The 15,817-nt window shown below is 75.4% G+C and carries 9 protein-coding genes and 1 pseudogene; 6 read left to right on the top strand and 4 right to left on the bottom strand.

Translation table 11 applies throughout. From position 1 onward, the window contains the following. Nucleotides 1–59: 59 nt before the first annotated feature. Entirely contained in the window at nt 60–3,773 is a 3,714-nt protein-coding gene (locus tag amrb99_RS38620; protein ID WP_190865815.1) for a hypothetical protein, read from the top strand. A gap of 40 nt (nt 3,774–3,813) precedes the next feature. Here the strand turns inward: amrb99_RS38620 and amrb99_RS38615 are convergent, their stop codons facing one another. Both amrb99_RS38615 and amrb99_RS38610 read right to left on the bottom strand, forming a co-directional pair. Beyond that, a complete protein-coding gene (locus amrb99_RS38615) occupies nt 3,814–4,029 on the bottom strand; it encodes a cupin domain-containing protein (RefSeq protein ID WP_206700272.1) in 216 nt (71 codons plus the stop codon). A 47-nt stretch (nt 4,030–4,076) separates the two neighbouring features. Beyond that, nucleotides 4,077–5,048 carry an NADP-dependent oxidoreductase gene (locus amrb99_RS38610; protein WP_190865813.1) on the bottom strand — a complete coding sequence of 324 codons (972 nt, stop codon included), beginning with the start codon at nt 5,046–5,048 and terminating at the stop codon, nt 4,077–4,079. Between the two features lie 84 nt (nt 5,049–5,132). Here amrb99_RS38610 and amrb99_RS38605 point away from each other — a divergent pair, with 84 nt between their 5' ends. Both amrb99_RS38605 and amrb99_RS38600 read left to right on the top strand, forming a co-directional pair. Further along, a complete protein-coding gene (locus amrb99_RS38605; protein WP_241756337.1) occupies nt 5,133–5,696 on the top strand; it encodes a TetR/AcrR family transcriptional regulator in 564 nt (187 codons plus the stop codon). Nucleotides 5,697–5,754: 58 nt separating this feature from the next. Next, nucleotides 5,755–6,315 (top strand): hypothetical protein, encoded by a 561-nt coding sequence (locus amrb99_RS38600; RefSeq protein WP_190865812.1) that lies wholly within the window; start codon nt 5,755–5,757, stop codon nt 6,313–6,315. 68 nt (nt 6,316–6,383) lie between these two features. Here amrb99_RS38600 and lysX read toward each other — a convergent pair whose 3' ends face one another. Further along, a complete protein-coding gene (lysX, locus tag amrb99_RS38595) occupies nt 6,384–9,671 on the bottom strand; it encodes a bifunctional lysylphosphatidylglycerol synthetase/lysine--tRNA ligase LysX (protein WP_190865810.1) in 3,288 nt (1,095 codons plus the stop codon). Nucleotides 9,672–9,868: 197 nt separating this feature from the next. On the opposite strand from lysX, the gene amrb99_RS51845 reads away from it, so the two are divergent. The 3 genes from amrb99_RS51845 to amrb99_RS38580 are packed head-to-tail and all read left to right on the top strand — an operon-like array spanning nt 9,869 to nt 14,929. Continuing rightward, a complete protein-coding gene (locus tag amrb99_RS51845) occupies nt 9,869–11,833 on the top strand; it encodes a serine/threonine-protein kinase (protein ID WP_241756336.1) in 1,965 nt (654 codons plus the stop codon). Continuing rightward, nucleotides 11,833–13,545, top strand: a complete 1,713-nt coding sequence (locus tag amrb99_RS38585; RefSeq protein WP_190865808.1) for a serine/threonine-protein kinase — start codon at nt 11,833–11,835, stop codon at nt 13,543–13,545. The genes amrb99_RS51845 and amrb99_RS38585 overlap by 1 nt, the downstream gene beginning before the upstream one ends. Before the next feature lie 22 nt (nt 13,546–13,567). After that, nucleotides 13,568–14,929 carry a serine/threonine-protein kinase gene (locus amrb99_RS38580; protein ID WP_190865806.1) on the top strand — a complete coding sequence of 454 codons (1,362 nt, stop codon included), beginning with the start codon at nt 13,568–13,570 and terminating at the stop codon, nt 14,927–14,929. A 54-nt stretch (nt 14,930–14,983) separates the two neighbouring features. On the opposite strand, the pseudogene amrb99_RS38575 reads toward amrb99_RS38580, so the two are convergent. Next, nucleotides 14,984–15,817: pseudogene (locus amrb99_RS38575) on the bottom strand (hypothetical protein); the annotation flags it as partial.

The raw sequence follows: 15,817 nt of genomic DNA, 5'->3' as shown, positions 1-15,817 counted from the left end.
CATCACAGGGGCGGCGGCACCGCACGAGCGGGCGGCTCCGCGGCCCCGAGGAGGGAGCCGTGGTGCCGGAGCAGGGCCCGGGTCCGGGACGGGCGGCGGAGCACGCCGCCCCGGAGGCGGCGGGCGTCCGGCGGGACCCGGCGGCCGGGGACGCGGCGGACGCCGGATCCGCGCTCGACGCGGCGCAGGCCGCCGAGCGCGCCGCGCGCCTGCTCGGCCACCTGCGCGACCTCGCGCGGTCCCGGCGGCGGCCGTCCCGTGACCTGGCCGACCACGAGCAGGTCCACTGGCTCGCCGACCTGCCGGGGGACGTGTACGTCGAGACCGACGCCGGCCCCGGCGACGTGCTGTTCAGCGTCCCCGTCATCCCGCTGAGCCCGCCCGCCGTGCTGGAGGAGTTCGACGGCTGGCTCGGCCTGCGGCACTGGTACCGGATCCTGCGCGACCTCGCCGACCACGACGTCGTCCTCGCCGCCGGCCTGTTCGCCTGGCGCCCGCCCGGCGCGCCGCCCGTCCACGACCACCTGCTCGGCACCCCCGTCCGGATCGCGCTGGACGAGCGCACCGAGCGCATCGACGTCGTCCTCGCCGGGCGCACCGCGCTGCGCGACCGCGAGCTGCTCGCGGGCACCCCCGGGTTCCGGCCCGCCGACTGGCTGTCCGACGCCGTCCAGGCCGGGCAGGGGTTCGGGCTCACCGCCTCCGTCGGCGACGTCCTGCGCAAATGGTGCGCGACCGCGATCAGCGGCACCGTCGACTACCGGGAGGACTGGGCCGCCGAGGGCAGCCCCACGCCCGTCCCGCGGCTCCGGCTCGCGCCCGCCCTCGTCGTGCGGCCGCCCGGCCGCGAGGCGGCCGCCGACTACTGCAACCGGCTGATCGGCCTGCTGCCCCGCGGCGTCCCCGACGGGCTCGCCCGCTTCGTCGACCCCGGCCGCCGCCCCCAGGTCATGCACGTGCCCGAACGCACCCCGCAGACGGTGCCCGACCTGCTCACCGGGCTGCTGGTGCGCGGCCACCGGGTCCTCGTCGCCACGTCCGGCGCGTCCGCGTCCGCCGCGCTCCGCGCCGCCCTCCCGGCCGACCTCGCCGGCCTCACCGTCGCCGACCCCGCCACCGCGGCGCAGGCCGCCGACGCCGTCCGCGCGCGCGCCGCCGCGCCCGTCCCCGACATCACCGACCTCGCCGAGAGGCAGGCGCAGGCCGAGCAGGACGTCGCCGAGCTGACCGAGCACCTGCGCAGCGGCTCCGTCGCCGACCTCGGGTCCGGCTACCGGGGCGCGCGCGGCGAGCTCGCCGAGCGGCTCCGCGCCGAGGCGCCCGGCCTGTCGTGGATGCCCGTCGCCCCCGACCTGCCGCCGACGCCGCCGATCTCCGCCGCCGAGGCCGCCGAGCTGGTCGTGCTCCTCGCCGACGAGACCCCGGAGCGCAAGGCCCGCACCGCCCAGCGCGACGTCGACCCCGGCACCCTCCCCAGCGCGCCCTACGTCCGGACCCTCATCGAGGCGGAGGCGGTCGCCGCGGCCCGCGTCCAGCGGTCCGAGACCGACCTGTCGCGGCGGCTGCGCGCCCACGACGTCACCCTCCTCGCCCGCCTCGACGGCGCCGCGTCCAACGTCGGCGCCGCCCTCCGCGACCTCGGCCTCGACGGCCACCCCGGCGGCTGGAACCCCGCCGACCTCGCCGTCCGCGCGTTCGCCGACGCCCTCGCCCGCCGCCGGCCGCTCGTGTGGGCCCGGGTCGCCGAGATGGCCGCCCGCGCCGGCTGGGCCGAGCGCGCCCTCGGCCGCATGGGCGGCCACCGCGTCGGCCTCCCGCCCGGCGAGCTCCACCTGCGCCGCCTCGCGTCCGCCGCCCAGGACCTGCGCAACCACCTCGCCGAGGGCGGCAGCCTCAAGCGCGGGCCGCTGCGGTCCGCCGCGCAGAAGCAGGCCGACGCGGCCCTCGCCGGCATCACCGTCGACGGCGAGCCGCCCGCGACCGCCGAGGCCCTGGAGCTGGTCTTCACCGACCTCATGATCCGGATGACCTGCCAGGAGCTCCAGTACGTCTGGGAGGCCGCCGGGATCTCCTTCCCCGCCGACCTGCCGCCCGCCGACCGGGTCGCCCGGTTCGTGCGCGCCCACGCCCGGCTCGAACGCGTCCACCAGGCCGTCCCGTACGTCGACGAGACCCGGGGCCTCCTCGACCGCGCCGGCCTCGCCGTCCCGCTCAGCCACCCGCTCCAGTGGTACGGCTACGTCGCCGCCCTGGAGAGCGCCCTGGAGGGGCTCGGCGTCAACCGCGCCGCCGCCGACCTCGACGCCCTCCGCGACTCCATCGGCCCCGCCGGGCCCGGCGCGCCGCCCGAGCTCACCGCCGCCCGCGCCGCCATCGACGCCCGCGACGCCGACGCCTACGGCCGCTGCCTCGGCGCCCTCGCCGAGGCCCGGCACGAGCGCGCCCTCCAGCTGCGCTGCGAGGAGCTCCTCGACCGCGTCCGCGCCGTCCACGCCGACCTCGCCAACCTCCTGCTCGCCACCGACGGCGACGAGGCATGGCACACCCGCACCCGCCACTGGGACGACGCCTGGGCGTGGGCCCGCGCCTCCGGCCGCCTCGCCGAGACCGCGCTCTCTCCGACCGAGCAGCGCCTCCGAGCGTCCCTGAACGCCGCCGAGGAACGCCTCCGCGCCTCCAGCGCCGCGCTCGCCTCCGCCCGCGCCTGGGCCGCCGTCCGCGCGGCGCTTCCTCCGGCGCCCGCCTCGCCGCTCGAGACCGTCCCCGCGTGGATCGTCCCGCTGTGGCGCATCCCCGACACCCTCCCGCCGAGCCCGGACGCCTTCGACGCCGTCATCGTGGACGGCGAGCAGGACGCGGGCGCCGAGGCGCTCTTCCTGCTCTGGTTCGCGCCCCGCACCATCCTCGTCGGCCCCGCGGGACCCGACCTCCCGGCTCCCGAGGGCCCGCCGCCGGCGACGCCGCTGCCCGCCTCGCTCCACGACGCCGTCACCCCGACCGCGTCCCTGTTCAGCCTCCTCGCGCCTCCTCCCGAGCCGGAGCAGGGCCGTCCCAGGCACGCCCGCTCCAAGGCCGACGCTCCTCGCGTCTCCGACCTTCCTCGCGCCTCCGACGCTCCTCGCGCCGCCGACGAACCCGCGCCTCCCGGCCGCCATGCCCGCCCTCAGGGCGACCCGCCCGCTCCTCGGCCCGACGTCCGTGAAGGGGGCACGGCGCCGCCGCGCCCGCCCGACGTTCCGCAGCGGATACCGCAGCAGCGCGGGGCAAGCGGGCACCCGCCGGGGCAGGCGGGACCTCCCGCCCCGGCGCGGCGTCCGGACGTCCGGCAAGAGGGTGCGGCGGGTCCGGGACCCAGCGGCCCCCCGCGCTGGCCGCTGGACCCCGGCCTCGGTGGTCGCCCGCCTGCGCAAGCGGGGCCGCCCGCGCGACGCCCTGATGCGCGGGAGCAGGACACGGGCGGTCCGCCCCGGAAGGACGTCCCGCGCCGGTCGCCGCAGGAGAGCGCACCCGAGCCCCCCGCCGAGCGCGCGGGCGCCGGGGGACCGCAGGGGGAGGGACCCCGGATCCGGCGCGGGCGGTCGATCGCGACGTACCGGCGGCCCGAGCTGATCGAGATCGTCGCGCGCGTCGCCGAACACGAGCCCGACCTCACCGACGACCAGCTCGTCGACCTGGTGAGCCGCCTGCTGGCGTGCCCGGAGGACGAGGCGCTGCTCGTCGGCGCGCGCCTGCGGTACGCGGTGGAGGTCTACCGGGAGCGGTCGGCCGGGTAGGGCTCCCGCCGGCGCCCGGTCACCGAGCGCCGCCGCCCGGTCAGCGGGCGCGGGAGCCGTACGCGGGGCCGAACACCACGAGCAGCGCCAGGTCCTCGGTGACGTCGGTGAACCGGTGCTCCTCGCCCGCCGGGACGAAGACGACCGCGCCCGGCCCCACGTCGGCGGTGGCGTCCGGGGTCACGATCCTGGCGCGGCCGGCGGTCACCACGTAGATCTCGTCCTCGGTGTGGGGGCTCTGGCGGGCGGGCTCCACGCGCCGGCGCCCTTGATGATCTCCATCGGGCGAGCGTAACCGGCCGGTCAGGGCACCGACAGGACGATCTTGCCCTGGATGTGGCCGCCCTCGGCGCGCTCGTGCGCCTTCGCCGCGTCGGCGAGGTCGTAGACGGAGTCGATGCCCGCGCGGAGTGACCCGTCGGCGAGGAGGGCGGCGAGCTCGGCCATCTGCGCGCCGTCGGAGTGGACCTGGCCGCCGCGGAACTCGATGCCGCGGCGGGCGGCCTCCTCGCGGTGGTAGTCGCCGTGGAACACGGGGCTGATCGTCCCGCCGTCCCTGACGGCCTTGAGGAAGCGGTGGGCGTCCGGGCCGCCGACGGTGTCGACGACGAGGTCGACGTCGCGGACGGCGTCCTCGGCGGCGGTCGCGGTGTAGTCGATGTACTCGTCGGCGCCGAGGCCGCGGAGGAAGTCCTCGTGCCGGGACGAGGCGACCGCGATGACGTGGGCGCCGCGGGTCTTGGCGAGCTGGACGGCGAAGTGGCCGACGCCGCCGGCGGCGCCGTTGACGAGGACGGTCCACCCCTCGGGCAGCCGGACGTGGTCGAAGAGGAACTGGTAGGCGGTCAGGCCGGCCATGGGAACGGCGGCGGCCTGGACGTGGTCGACGGAGTCGGGCTTGCGGGCGAGGTGCGCGGCGGGCGCGGTCGTGTACTCGGCGTAGGCGCGGCCGCCGTCGTCCAGGCTGGGGAAGCGGATCAGGCCGAAGACGGCGTCGCCGACGGCGAACCCGGTGACGCCGGGTCCGACGGCGGCGACGACCCCGGACGCGTCGGAGCCGGGCGTCCAGGGGAAGCGGACGCGCGGGCGGCCCCCGGCGGGGAAGAGGTGGTCGGGGAACATCTCGAAGTCGCGGCGGGCGTACCAGTCGGGCGGGTTGAGGCAGGCGGCGCGGACGCGGATCAGGACGTCGCCGGGGCCGGGCTCGGGGACGGGCACCTCGTCGAGGACGAGGACGCCGGGGTCGCCGGGGCCGTGCGCGCGGATCGCTTTCATGGGTAACCTCCAGAGAAGTGGAGCACTGCTCCGGAATAGTAACCGGAGCAGCGCTCCGATTGTCAACGCCCTAGGATGCGGAACATGACGCGTGCGCTGCGGGCCGACGCCCAGCGGAATCGGGAGCGCATCCTGGACGTGGCGACCGCGGTCGTGGCGGAGCAGGGGACCCAGGCGTCCCTGCGCGACATCGCGCGCCGCGCCGGGGTCGGGATGGGCACGCTCTACCGGCACTTCGCGACGCGCGAGGAGCTGCTGGAGGCGCTGCTCGGCGGGCGGTTCGACCGGCTCGCGGACCGCGCCGAGGCGCTGCGCGACGCGCGCCCGCCCGGGGAGGCGCTGGCCGCGTGGCTGCGGGAGTTCGCGTCGGGGGTCGCCGCCTACCGCGGGCTCGCCGCGTCCCTGGTCGCGACGCTGGAGGACGACACCACGGCGCTGCACGCGTCCTGCGGGCGCATGCGGGCGGCGGGCGCCGACCTGCTCAGGCGGGCGCAGGAGTCCGGGGACGTCCGCGAGGACGTGGACGGCACCGACCTGTTCGCCCTGCTCGGCGCGGTCGCGTCGATCGCCGACACGGCGCCGTCCCTCGCCGCGCGCCGCGACCACCTGCTGGGGCTGGTGATGGACGGGCTCGCCGCGCGGCGCTGAAGTGGGATTTTCCGCCACTCGCCGTATTCGGTCATTGGTTGTCTGTACAAAGGTCCCTGTGACGGGGTGGGACGAGGGCGCGCTGGCGAGGCTGCGGGCGGCCGTGGCGCGCGGCGACGGCCGCGCGGGGCTGGCGGCGCTGGCCGGGCGCCCGCTCGGCCCGGTGCTGCAGTACGCCGGGGACGTGCTGGCGGCGGCGGTCGCCGCGGCCCTCGACGGCGCGGACGCGGCGGCCCGCGAGTGCCGGGCGGAGCTGGACGCCCGCGGCCTGCCCGGCGACGCCGAACTGGCGGCCGAGCTCGCCGCCGCGCTCGACGGGAGGCCGTCCGGCCTGGAGGCGCTCCCCGTCGACCTCGGCGCGGTCGCGGAGGCGCTGGAGGCCGATCCGGCCGAGGGCCTCTGGCTGCTCGACCTGGACCGCGGCGACGTCCTCGCGCCCGACGAGCCGTACCGCGACGAGCCGTACCGAGACGAGCCCTGCGGTGCCGAGCCGGGCGGCGGCCGCCACCTTCCGATCCCGCCCGGGGCGCCGGCGGGCGCGCCGGAGGAGGAGCGCAGGGGCCGGGCCCGCCGCTGGCTCGCCGGCCAGGGCCTCCGGCCCGCCCCCCGCGCCCTCTAAAGCTCGCGTCCTCTAAAGCTCGCGTCCTCTAAAGCTCGCGTCCTCCAGGGCTCGCGTCCTCCAGAGGTTCAGTAGCCGGGCCGGACCAGCGGGAACGGGATCGTCTCGCGGATGCTGCGGCCGGTGAGGGTGATCAGCAGCCGGTCGATGCCCATGCCCATGCCGCCCGCCGGGGGCATCGCGTACTCCAGGGCGCGCAGGAAGTCCTCGTCCAGCTCCATCGCCTCGGGGTCGCCGCCGGCGGCCTGCAGGGACTGCTCGGTGAGCCGCTGCCGCTGCAGGATCGGGTCGATCAGCTCGGAGTAGGCGGTGCCGAGCTCCATGCCGAAGACGATCAGGTCCCACTTCTCCGCGAGCCGCGGGTCGACGCGGTGCGGCCGGGTCAGCGGCGAGGTCTCGGCCGGGTAGTCGCGGACGAAGGTCGGCGCGGTCAGCTGCTCCTCGACCAGCTCCTCGAACAGCTCCTGGACGATCTTCCCCTGCCCCCAGGCCGGGTCGAAGTTCAGCCCGACCCGCTCGGCGTGCGCCTGCACCGCGGACACCGGCGTGTCGGGGGTGACCTCCTCGCCGAGCGCCTTGGACAGCGACTCGTACACGGTGATCTCGTGCCACGGCTCGGCCAGGTCGTACTCGACGCCGTCGCGGACGACGACGGTGGTGCCGAGCGCCGCGTTCGCCGCGTCCACGACGAGGGAGCGGGTCAGCTCGGCCATCGTGTCGTAGTCGCCGTACGGCTCGTACGCCTCCAGCATCGTGAACTCGGGGTTGTGCTTCTGCGACACGCCCTCGTTGCGGAAGTTGCGGTTCAGCTCGAAGACCCGGCCGACGCCGCCGACGAGCAGCCGCTTGAGGTACAGCTCGGGGGCGATCCGCAGGTAGAGCTGCATGTTGTAGGCGTTGATGCGGGTGGTGAACGGCCGGGCGGTCGCGCCGCCGTGGACGGGCTGCAGCATCGGCGTCTCGACCTCGAGGAACCCGCCGGCGCGCAGCCGGTCGCGGACGGCGGCGATGGCGTCGCCGCGCATCCGCAGCATCCGGCGCGCCTCGTCGTTGACGATGAAGTCGACGTAGCGCTGCCGGACGCGGGCCTCCGGGTCGGACAGGCCGGTCCGCTTGTTCGGCAGCGGCCGCAGGCACTTGGCGGTCAGCTGCCAGCAGGACGCGAGCACCGACAGCTCGCCGCGCCGGGACGTGGCGACCTCGCCGCGCACGCCGACCTGGTCGCCGAGGTCGACCAGCGACTTCCAGCGCCCGAGCGACTCCTCGCCGAGCGCGTCCCGCGTCAGCATGACCTGAAGGTCGGCGGTCTCGTCCCGCAGCGTCACGAAGATCAGCCGGCCGTGCTCGCGGGCCAGCACGACGCGCCCGGCGACCGCGACCTGCTCGCCGGTCCGCGTGTCGGGGGCGAGGCCGGCGAAGCGCTCGCGGATCCCGGTGGCGAAGTCGGTGCGGTCGAACCCGAGCGGGTAGGGCTCCATCCCGGCGGCGCGGATCTGGTCGAGCTTGGCGTGCCGGACCCGCTCCTGCTCCGACAGCCGCCGGTGCGGGGCGCGGGCGGCGTCCGCGGCCTCCTCGATCCGCTTGATCTCCTCGACCAGGTCGGGGGAGGGGACCATGGCGGCGGCACGGTCCAGTTTGGGGCGGTTCAGGTTCGGCAGGAAGCCTTCGGCGCGGGCGTAGGCGAGCCCGAGCCGGATGATGTGCCGGCCCTGCGTGTAGCAGATGTAGCGGGGCCGCCAGTGCGGCAGGTACTTGGCGTTCGACAGGTACAGCGACTCCAGCTGCCAGAACTTCGACGCGAACGACAGGAACCGGTAGTAGAGCCGGGAGACGGGCCCGGCGCCGATCTGGGAGCCGCGCTCGAACGCCGAGCGCAGCATCGCGAAGTTCAGCGACAGCTGCTGGGCGCCGACCGCGGCGGCCTTCTCGGCGAGCTTGGCGACCATGTACTCGTTCAGGCCGTTCTCGGCGGCCCGGTCGCGGCGCATCAGGTCGAGGGACAGCCCGCTGCGGCCCCACGGGACGAAGCTGAGCAGGCCGCGCAGCTCCCCGTTGGCGTCGAACGCCTCGACCATCACGCAGCGCCCGTCGGTCGGGTCGCCGAGCCGGCCGAGCGCCATGGAGAAGCCGCGCTCGGTCTCCTCGCCGCGCCAGGCGTCGGCGCTGCGGATCAGCTTGGCCATCTCCCAGGCGGGGATCTGCGCGTGGCGGCGGATCCGGATCGTGTACCCGGCCCGCTCGACCCGCCGGACGGCCTGCCGGACCTGCCGCATCTCCCGGCCGTCCAGGTTGAACTCGGTGAGGTCGACGATCGCCTCGTCGCCGAGCTCCAGGGCGTCGAACCCGTGCCGCTTGTAGACGTGCGCACCGCGCTCGCCGACGCTGACGGCGCCGGGGATCCAGGCGTGCTCGCGGCACTCCTCCAGCCACGCCTCGATCGCCTGGTCCCACGACTCGGGGTCGCCGAGCGGGTCGCCGCTGGCGAGGGAGACAGAACCTTCGACCCGGTAGGCGATGGCGGCCTTGCCGTTCGGCGCGACCATGACGTCCTTGTCGCGGCGCAGCGCGAAGTAGCCGAGGGAGTCCTGCTCGCCGTACTCGGCGAGCAGGCGGCGCGCCGAGAGCTCCTCGGGCGGGCTGAGGACGGGGTCGCGGCGGCCCGGCTTGAACAGCGCCCAGAACGTGGCGATCATCAGGCCGGTGCCGAGCACCCACAGGATCGCGTCGACCCAGAACGGGACGAACACGTCGATCGGCTTGCCGGTGACGCGCGGCCCGAGGACGGTCTGCAGGACCGCGTAGAACGGGTGCGTCCAGAAGCCGCCCTTGGGGTTCTTGTCGGTGAGGGTGACCAGGAACGTGCCGATCCCGCAGGTCACGACCAGCAGGCTGGTGAAGACGGTGGCGGCGAGCCGCCGGTTCGCCCGGTCGGGCAGCGTGGTGAACTGGCCGCGGGCGGAGACCAGCAGGCCGAGGACCGCCAGGTACACCCCGGCGGTGACGAGCTGGCCGATGGAGGTGGGCTCGGACGGGTCGAACAGGGTCGTCAGCACCGTGCTCACGCCGACCGCGGCGGGCAGGCAGAAGATCAGCACGAGGATCCGCCAGGCGGCCTTCTTGCGCCGCCGGATGCCCATCGAGAGCAGGATCCAGAGCAGGCCGATCGGCACGCTGGGGAACCAGCCGAGGTAGCCGATCCACCGCAGGGCCCAGATATCGGCTATCTCGAGGATGAGACCATAGGAGACCCAGGCAAGGAGCGAGAGGATCCCGGAGAGACGGGTGTACCAGAAGAAGATGGTCGGCGCGGCCTGGAGCAGGCGGCGCCATTCGCCCAGTAGGCCCTTCTCCGCCATGGTCCCCCCGTCGCCGTGCGTGGCCCTGTTGGTCGTACCGGGCTTATTCATACCGGGTGTCACACGCACCACGCTCCCGTCCGGGCCCGCCCGCCCGGTGGCGAACCTCGGCGCGGCGCCGGACGTCGTACGGGTGGGGGGATGTCGCTTGCAAGCTCGATCCAAGGTTGTCAGCAAAAGTCGATATGGTCGCGGATATGCCAAATGAGACCACCGGTGAGCGGTTGCTCGCCCGCCGCTACCGCCTGGTGACCCAGGTCGGCCGAGGCGGCATGGGGACGGTCTGGCAGGCACACGATGAGGTCCTCGGCAGAGACGTCGCGGTGAAGGAGGTCATCCTGCCGCATGGTCTCACCGATGAGGAACGCGCTGTCCACCATAAGCGTACGTTCCGTGAGGCGCGCACCGCGGCACGGCTCGGCCATCCCGGCGTCGTCACCGTGTACGACGTCGTGGAGGAGGACGGCCGGCCCTGGATCATCATGGAGCTGATCAAGGCCCGCTCCCTGGACCAGGTGATCAAGCAGGAGGGGCCGCTGGAGCCGCACCGCGCCGCGGAGATCGGCCGCCAGATGCTGGCCGCGCTGCACGCCGCGCACCAGGCCGGGGTGCTGCACCGCGACGTCAAGCCGAGCAACGTGCTGATCACCGGTACCGGCCGGATGGGCGAGCGCGCCGTGCTCACCGACTTCGGCATCGCCACCGCGTCCGGCGACGCGACCCTCACCCAGACGGGCCTGGTCATGGGCTCGCCCGCCTACATCGCTCCCGAACGGGCCCGCGGCCGCACCGCGGGCCCCGCCTCCGACCTGTGGTCGCTGGGCGTCACCCTGTACGCGATGCTGCACGGCAAGTCGCCGTTCGAGCGCTCCGAGCCGATGGCCGCGCTGGTCGCGGTGATCTCCGACGAGCCGGACCCGCCGGAGAAGGGCGGCCGGCTGACCCCGGTGATCGAGGGCCTGCTGCGCAAGAACCCCGACCAGCGGATGGAGGCCATCGAGGCCGGCGCGCTGCTGGACGACATCGTCCGCCAGGAGACCATCGACACCCAGCGGACGATGGCCGTCGAGTACCCGGTCGAGGAGGCGCCGGGCGGCGCCCCCGGCAGCACGATGCCCGACCCGTACGAGGAGCCGGAACCCGAGCCGCCCGCGGGCGCGACGCGGGCGGCGCCGTGGGCGGGCGGCCAGGGCGTGGCCGCGCCGCACGCGGAGTCCCCGGAGGCGCGTCCCGACCAGCTGACCCGGTTCGACGTCCCGTCGGGCGCCACCGCGCGCGCCGACCCGAACCGTCCCGACCCGAACCGCGCCCCTCTCAACAGGGCCGATCCGAGCCGCGCCGACGTGAACAGGGCCGACCCGAACCGGCCCGACCTGACCCGGGCCGACCCGAACCGCACCGAGCTGGACGGCGCCACGGCGTGGTCCGCCGGGCCCGCGACCCGGCCCGTCGAGAGCCCGCCGCCCGGCGGCCCCGCGGTCCCTTCGGGGCGGCCCGCGCTGGCCTCCAACCGCAACGTGCTGATCGTCGCGGGGCTCGTGCTCCTGGTGATCGTGGTGATCGCCGGGATCGCGTGGGCGAGCTCCGGCGACGACAAGCCGAAGAAGGGCGCCGGGGCGCCGCCGGCGGGCGGGCACCCGTCCGCGCCGGCGACGTCGGCGAGCGCGTCGGCCTCGTCGAGCGCCACCCCGTCGAGCACGTCGCCGCCGGCCGGCTTCCGCACCCACAAGGACGGCTCGGGCTACTCGGTGGCGGTCCCCGACGGCTGGACCGGACCCGAGCACAAGGGCACCAGCGACTTCTTCTACGCCCCGGGCAGGCGGACCTACGTGCAGATCGACCAGACCGACAGCCCCGGCAAGAGCGCCATCGGCGACTGGCGGCGGATGGGGAGCGGCACCGGCTTCCCCGGCTACCGGAAGATCAGGATCACGCCCACCGGCGACCACCCGCCCGTCCCCGACACCGGGAACGGCGACCGGTCGGCGGACTGGGAGTTCACCTTCGACGGCGACGGCGGCCGGATCCACGTCCTGAACCGGGGGTTCGTCACGAACGGGCACGGCTACGCGATCCTGCTGCGCGCTCCCCAGGACGCCTGGGACCGGACGTTCTCCGAGTTGCAGCCGGTGTACCAGTTCTTCAAGCCGGCGGAGGGGTGATGGTGGAAGGTCGCCTGCTCGCGGGGCGCTACCGGTTGCTGTCGGTGGTGGGACGCGGCGGCATGGGCACGGTCTGGCGGGCCCTCGACGAGACCCTGGACCGGGAGGTCGCGGTCAAGGAGGTGCTGCTGCCGTCCGGGCTGAGCGACGAGGAGCGCCACACCCGGCACCAGCGGACGCTGCGCGAGGCGCGCGCCTCGGCGCGGCTGAACCATCCGGGCGTCGTGACCGTACACGACGTCGTGGACGAGGACGACCGGCCCTGGATCGTCATGGAGCTGGTCCAGGCGCGCTCGCTCCAGGACGTCGTGGACGAGGACGGCCCGCTGCCGCCCGGACGGGTCGCGGCGGTCGGCCGGCAGATCGTCGGGGCGCTGCGCGCCGCGCACGCGATCGGCATCCTGCACCGCGACGTCAAGCCCGCGAACGTGCTGGTCGCCGACGACGACCGGGCGGTGCTCACCGACTTCGGCATCGCGCAGATGGCGGGCGACGCGACGCTGACCGGCACGGGGCTGATCATGGGGTCGCCGGCGTACATGTCGCCGGAGCGGGTCAACGGCGACCGGGCGATCCCGGCGTCGGACCTGTGGGCGCTCGGCGCGACGCTGTACGCCGCGTGCGAGGGCAAGGCGCCGCACCACCGCAGCGACGCGATGGCGGTGCTGGCGGCGGTGATGACGCAGGACGTGCCGCCGCCGAAGAACGCGGGGCCGCTGGCGCCGGTGCTGCTCGGGCTGCTGGAGCGCGACCCGGTCCGGCGGATGAGCGCGGAGAGCGCCGAGGAGGCGCTCGCCGCGGTCGCGTCCGGGCACGCCCTGGACCAGGCCGCCGCGCAGCTCGCCTGGAGCCACGTCACGGTCGCCGACGGCGCCGGAGCCGCCTCAGGGGGCGCCGGGGGCGCCGGCCTCGGGACGGGGCCGACGCAGTCCGCGCCGCCTCCTCCTCCGGTGCCGAACCAGCACGTCCCGGTGCCGGACATGACGGCGCACTACCCGCCCGGGACGGACGGGCAGCAGTGGACGCCGACGCACGGCGGGCCCGGCACGGTGGGCGTCCAGCCGAAGCGCAGGTCGCCGGTGCTGCCGATCCTCGCGGGGTCGGTCGTCCTGGCGGCCGCGGTCGCGGCGGCCGTGCTGGTCTTCTGGCCGCACAGCGGCGGGGACCACCCCGATCCCACCCCGACGTCGGGGCAGCCCGTCGCGGGGGGCGCGAGCGATCCGGCCACGCAGTCGCCGGCGTCGCAGCCGCCGACGTCGTCCGCGCCCACCTGGCCCGCGGGCCTCAACAAGGTGCAAGGCCCCGGCTACTCGATCGGCGTGCCGCCCGGCTGGCAGCGGTCGACGACGAGCCGCGGCGTCGTGTGGTCCGACCCCGTCACCAAGGCCTACGTCCAGGTCGACAAGACCCCGTGGACCGGCGACCCGTTCCAGCACTGGGTCACCTGGAAGGACCAGGCGATCGCGGACGGCTTCCTGAAGAACTTCCAGCAGGTCGGGGAGATCAAGCAGTCCAGCGTGAACGGCGTCCCGGCCGCCGACATCGAGTTCACCTGGTCGCGCCTCGGCGGCACCCACGCCGTCGACCGGGGCGTGATCGTGAACGGCCAGGCATACGCGGTCGTGGTGGCGCTACCCTCGTCCCAGTGGAGCGAGAAGGCACATCTCGTGAAGAATGTGCTCAGCACGTTCTCTCCCTCAGGGGTGGGATGAACACTGGGGGGACCGTAAACCGATGGCACAGGCACGTCTGCTCGGCAACCGCTACCGGCTGGACTCGGTGGTCGGCCGCGGCGGGATGGGCACCGTGTGGCGCGCCTTCGACGTCATGCTCGACCGCGAGGTCGCGGTCAAGGAGGTCGTCCTCCCGCCCGGGCTGAACGACGCCGAGCGCGCCGTCCTGTACGAGCGGACGTTCCGCGAGGCGCGGGCGTCGGCGCGGCTGAACCATCCGGGCGTGGTGACCGTCCACGACGTGGTCGAGGAGTCGGACCGGCCGTGGATCGTGATGGAGCTGGTCCTCGCCCCGTCCCTGCAGGACCTGCTGGACCGCGGGCCGCTGGAGCACCGCCGGGTCGCCGAGATCGGGCTGCAGATGCTGGGCGCGCTGCGGCACGCGCACGAGAAGGGCATCCTGCACCGCGACGTCAAGCCGAGCAACGTGCTGATCACCGACTCGGGGCGGGTCGTGCTCACCGACTTCGGCATCGCGCAGGTCGAGGGCGACGCGACCCTGACCCAGACGGGCCTGGTCATGGGGTCGCCCGCGTACATCCCGCCCGAGCGCGCGCAGGGCGAGCGCGCGGTCCCGGCGTCCGACCTGTGGGCGCTGGGCGCGACGATGTACGCGGCGGTCGAGGGCCGCTCCCCGTACGAGCGCTCGGACGCGATGGCGTCGCTGGAGGCCGCGCTGTCCGAGCCGGTCCCTCCGGCGCGCAACGCGGGGCCGCTCGCCCGCGTCCTGGACGGGCTGCTGGCGCGCGAGCCGATGAACCGGATGACGGCGTCGCAGGCGCAACCCCTGCTCACGCAGGTCGCGACGGCGCCTCCGCCGCCGGTCACGAGCGCCGACGACACGGTGATGGACGGGCCGTCGCGCTACTACGGCGCCGACGCCGCGTCGGAGACCGTCCTCGACCCGGACGAGCTGGACCCGGTGACCCGCCGCGATCCGGGTCCCGGCCAGGGCAACGGGCGCGACCTCTATCCGTCGCAGCGCGGTCCCGGTCCCGGTCCTGGCCCGGGTCCCGAGCCGGAAGAGCGGACGCTCCTGGAGACCGAGTGGGTGCCGCCGCCGCAGCAGCGCCCGCCGACCTCGCACTCTCCGCAGCGCGTACCGCGGACGCCGCCGCCGTGGGAGCAGCCGTCGCACTTCGCGAACTGGCAGCAGCCCCCTCCGCCGCCGTCCGTGCACGGCGTCCGGCAGGCGGAGCGCCGCAAGACGATCATGATCATCGTGGTCGCGGTGGTCCTGGTCGTGGCGGCGGTGCTGCTCGGCGCCTTCATCCTGCGCCGCAAGCTGCACGTCGACGCGATCGGCTTCGCGAGTCCCGGCCACACGGCCACCATGGCCGTCATCAGCCTGGTCCTGCCCTGACGCCCGGCCCCGGCCCCGGCCCCGGTCCTGGCCGCGCCGGCGCGGCCGCCCGCGTCAGGCCGTGATGCCGAGGCCGCCGATCCGCGCGCCGTTCGCCGTCACCGAGGGCTGCTCGGACACCACGTCCGTCATGACCATGTACGGCAGGGTGAGCGGCGGCGGCTGCTCCGGGGTGAACGTCAGCGGGATGCCGAGCAGCTTCGACGACATCTTCGTGGTGTACATGACGACGTCGCCGGTGAGCGTGAGCGAGCCGGTCTTGATCCGGCTGGTGACGCCGCCGTGCGCGGCGGTCTGGTCGACGTCCTTCAGGACGGCCTTGGACATGGTGAACTTCAGCGCCCGCACCGTCCCGGACGCCGAGGGCAGCGACGCGACGCCGTCGTAGCTGAGGCCCGACATCGTCAGGGAGCTCGCCCGCAGCGTCCCGGTGTCGCTGTAGATGCGGGAACCGGACGCGGCGGCCTTCGCGGTGGCCTGGTCCCCGGCCTTGAGGCACGCGCCCGGGTCCTTGCTCGACCGGATCTCCTGGAGCAGCTTGGCGGCCTGGTCCTGGGACAGCCCGGAGCCGTTCGCCGGGACGGCCGGGCAGGACGGCGAGGCCGAGGGCGACGGTGACGCCGACGGCGTGGCCGACGGTGACGCCGAGGGGGCCGGGGCGGCGCCGGCGGACGGGGTCGCGCTGGGGGTGGCGCTCGCGGTGGGGGCGGGCGTCTGCGCTGCCTTGGCCGCCGGGGACGGGCTGGAGGACGCGCTCGCGGACGGGCTCGCCGACGCGGCCGGGGACGGCGCCGCGCCCAGCAGGTGCAGGCCCAGGGCGCCGGGCAGCGCCAGCGGCAGCGCGAGGGCGGTGAACCGTCCGCCGCGCGGCGCCGCGTGCGCGCCGGA

It is taken from the genome of Actinomadura sp. RB99, assembly GCF_014706005.1.
Lineage (GTDB): Bacteria > Actinomycetota > Actinomycetes > Streptosporangiales > Streptosporangiaceae > Spirillospora.
Note: the sequence above shows the minus strand (reverse complement) of the source record. Positions and strands in the feature narration are given on the sequence as shown.

What these genes read in the sequence shown, in the direction of transcription:
- amrb99_RS38605 (WP_241756337.1), top strand. Translation starts at nt 5,133, where the DNA reads ATGACGCGTGCGCTGCGGGCCGACGCCCAGCGGAATCGGGAGCGCATC.
- lysX (WP_190865810.1), bottom strand. Translation starts at nt 9,671, where the DNA reads ATGGCGGAGAAGGGCCTACTGGGCGAATGGCGCCGCCTGCTCCAGGCC.
- amrb99_RS38610 (WP_190865813.1), bottom strand. Translation starts at nt 5,048, where the DNA reads ATGAAAGCGATCCGCGCGCACGGCCCCGGCGACCCCGGCGTCCTCGTC.
- amrb99_RS38580 (WP_190865806.1), top strand. Translation starts at nt 13,568, where the DNA reads ATGGCACAGGCACGTCTGCTCGGCAACCGCTACCGGCTGGACTCGGTG.
- amrb99_RS51845 (WP_241756336.1), top strand. Translation starts at nt 9,869, where the DNA reads ATGCCAAATGAGACCACCGGTGAGCGGTTGCTCGCCCGCCGCTACCGC.
- amrb99_RS38585 (WP_190865808.1), top strand. Translation starts at nt 11,833, where the DNA reads ATGGTGGAAGGTCGCCTGCTCGCGGGGCGCTACCGGTTGCTGTCGGTG.